The sequence below is a fragment of the Syntrophomonas sp. UBA5494 genome (assembly GCF_002426325.1).
Genome location: NZ_DIPG01000122.1, coordinates 12,693 through 15,148 on the forward strand (window position 1 = coordinate 12,693; position 2,456 = coordinate 15,148).

At 49.5% G+C, this 2,456-nt stretch carries 2 protein-coding genes; one reads left to right on the plus strand and one right to left on the minus strand.

All coding sequences use genetic code 11. The features are described 5' to 3' along the window. The coding region (locus B3W37_RS13390; RefSeq protein ID WP_483176120.1) for a catalase at positions 1 to 1,286 on the minus strand (1,286 nt) is incomplete at its 3' end. 337 nt (positions 1,287 to 1,623) lie between these two features. On the opposite strand from B3W37_RS13390, the gene B3W37_RS13395 reads away from it, so the two are divergent. Then, positions 1,624 to 2,456, plus strand: an 833-nt coding sequence (locus B3W37_RS13395; protein WP_483176121.1) for an NlpC/P60 family protein, incomplete at its 3' end; no start/stop codon positions are given.

Here is a 2,456-nt window from a genome sequence, read left to right on the forward strand (position 1 = left end):
TCGTGCTCCGGGGCAGGGTGGGGGTTGTTGCCCTGCATGCTGTTGGGAGAATAACTGACCAGGCCACGGTCGATGGTCATGCGATGATAGCCGTCACGCTGGTTGTTGTGGACTTGAGCAACCGGCCTGTTGATAGGAATCTCGTGAAAATTCGGGCCGCCCAGGCGGATCAGCTGGGTATCCAAATAGGAAAACAGACGACTCTGTAAGAGAGGATCATTGGTAAAATCAATCCCGGGAACTACATGGCCGGGGTGAAAGGCTACCTGCTCGGTTTCCGCAAAAAAGTTGTCAACGTTGCGGTTCAGGGTCATTTTCCCGATGCGGCGAACCGGCACCAGTTCTTCCGGCCAGAACTTGGTAGGATCAAGAATGTCAAAATCAAAGGCGAACTCCTGATCTTCTTCCAATACCTGAATACCCAGTTCATATTCGGGGTACTCTCCATCCTCTATGGCATTCCATAAATCACCGCGATGGAAATCGGGGTTTTTCCCTGCGATTTTCTGGGCTTCGTCCCAAACCAGGGAGTGCACCCCCAGCAGCGGTTTCCAATGGAATTTTACGAAACGAGCCTTGCCCTGCTCATTGATAAGACGGAAGGTATTGACGGCAAAGCCCTCCATCATCCGGAAACTGCGTGGAATGGCCCGGTCAGACATCAACCACATGATCATATGAGCCAATTCCGGAGTGCTGACCACAAAATCCCAAAAGGTATCATGGGCGGAAGAAGCCTGCGGCATTTCATGGTGCGGTTCGGGTTTGATGGCATGCACCACGTCGGGGAATTTAATGCCGTCCTGGATAAAAAAGATGGGGATATTGTTGCCGACTAAATCATAGTTGCCTTCTTCAGTATAAAACTTAGTGGCAAAACCGCGTACATCACGGACGGTATCCGCTGACCCACGGGAACCCACCACCGTCGAAAACCTTACGAAGACCGGGGTTTTAACGGCAGGGTCCTGCAAGAATCTGGCCTTGGTCAATTCTGTTAAAGGTTCATAAATTTGAAAGTAGCCATGGGCTCCAAAGCCGCGCGCATGAACTACGCGCTCGGGAATGCGTTCATGGTCGAAATGGGTGAGTTTTTCGCGAAAATGGAAGTCCTCCATTAGTGTGGGGCCGCGAGATCCGGCTTTAAGTGAATTATCCGTATCGGAAAGGCGCAGTCCCTGATTGGTCGTCAACGGTTCCATATCGTGATTCATGCTAAAGATTTCCAGCTGTTCATTCTTGCTTTGCTCGTTTATTGAAGATTGTTCTTTCTGCTTTGTATCCATTCTTTCCTTCCTTTCTCAATATCTACACTTAGTGTGTTGGGGTGGGGCTTGAAATATTCGCAGTATATTTGTTATGCCACCGATTCCTAATGCCCCGGGGGGATTTGATTGCGTGTATATGAACCCGGCAGTCTCAAAGGGAGCCCCTGTAAGACCTGCGGAGCTGTTCTAAAACTAAAAATCCCCACCGGCCTCCTGACTTCACATCCTCTGTTAACCAAAAAATGACGCGGGGAAAAACTTCCCTGGCATCATTACCACAAATTACATAAAGGTCATAGCCAAATGTATGGCAAATTTGTAAATAGAACCAATTCTTTCATAGAGGAGGTAAGTCATGTTAAGGAAGCTAATTATTGCAATCATTTTAGGGGTAATGATTTCCGCATTCAGCACCTCTGCTTCATGGGCGGCCAGCAGCACTGAGAGCCGCATACAGAGATACCAGGACAACTATGCGGCATATTTAAAAAACGACAAAGCCTTAGCTGACGCTTTTCTGGCCGGCTATAACAACAGTGAGGCCCAGGCCCTGGTAGCCCGGGCTATCTGGTATATGGAGCACGGTTATATGATATACGGTCACTACAAATACGGGGGCACCGGCTATATTGACTGTTCGATTTTCACTGCACTGCTTTACAAAGATTTTGGATATACCATAACCTCAGCTTCGAGGAAATATCCTCAGGTGGGCCGAAAAGTTGCCGGGGTATACTCCCGCGAAATTCCGGGCAGCGACAAATATGAACTGGTTGGCACCGAAAATCTCAGGCCGGGAGATATCTTCACCTTCTGGAAAAAAGACAGCGATGGCAGCGGTACTCACATCGGCCATGTGGCTATTTACATGGGGGAAATCAATGGGGAGCCCGCCATTATCCAGACCATTTCAGGCCGTCCTACTGCCATCGGCATCACCACCAGCTTCAAATACTGGTATGGGGAGCACTTTGTTGAAGCACGCCGGATTCTGGATGACTCCTCCCAGAGCCCGGAAAAACCGTGGCAGGCATCCCTTCCGGTGATCCCTGATAAATACCAGCTTCCCCCTCAGAAGACGATAGTCCAGCCGGCAGAAAAATTCCTGAGCAACAAGGCCACATCACAATTCAGGGATATTGCCGCTCATTGGGCGGAAGAAGACATCCGTAAATTGATGAAGAGCGG